General features: G+C 46.2%; 1 protein-coding gene. It reads right to left on the reverse strand.

Going from position 1 to position 847, the window contains the following annotated elements:
* On the reverse strand, window positions 1-847 hold an 847-nt coding region (locus tag R7Q48_RS25960; RefSeq protein ID WP_318133059.1), incomplete at both ends, for a helicase-related protein.

Here is an 847-nt window from a genome sequence, read left to right on the forward strand (position 1 = left end):
GTCGAACAAGTGAAAATGGCTTCTACAAACTCGCGTCGTTCTCCTTGGAATTGGTTAACGATGAATTGCTGATCTTGTAGGAATTTGAATCGATATTCGGCAAAGTAGCTAAACTTAGCTTCGATCACTTTCGCAAGCTCTAAATACACCAACAGTGTCTTGAGTGGTAACTGGCGGATATTGCTCTCGCGAGACAAGCGTAGTGGCACGACTTCCCACTGAGGTTGGTGCTCTTTGATTTGACCCAATACATAACTAATCGAAGAGCGCTCAGGCGTGTCGCCAAACACAAAGTTTTCTAATACAGTTAACCCAGAAGTATTGCCAAGCAGAATGCATTCAGAGCGTTGTCCGTCGCGTCCTGCTCGACCTATTTCCTGGGCATAGTTTTCAATGGATTTAGGCAGATCAAAGTGGATCACTCGGCGAATATCGGATTTGTCGACACCCATCCCAAAGGCAATCGTGGCCACAATGCAGTCAATTTGGCTCGCCATAAATTGTTGTTGTATTTGCTCACGAACTTCACTTTTCATTCCTGCATGATACGCATGAGCGTTAACGCCAATGTGGATCAATGACTTAGCCACTTGCTCTGCAGTTTGCTGTTGCGTTACGTAAACGATGGTTGGCAGTTTAGGGGCTGCGGCGACAATCGTGTTGAGTTGCGTTTGCTTTTCGGACTCTTCGCAAGGGATGACTGAAATATCGAGGTTCGAACGGTAAAAGCCAGTTACAGTAATGTGGTCACTCGCAATATCGAACTTATTCTTCATGTCCTCAATAACGGCGGGCGTTGCTGTGGCGGTCAGCAACAAGGTTTGGGGAATATTCAGTTCTCGCTGAT

The sequence above is a fragment of the Vibrio sp. 378 genome, from assembly GCF_033339435.1.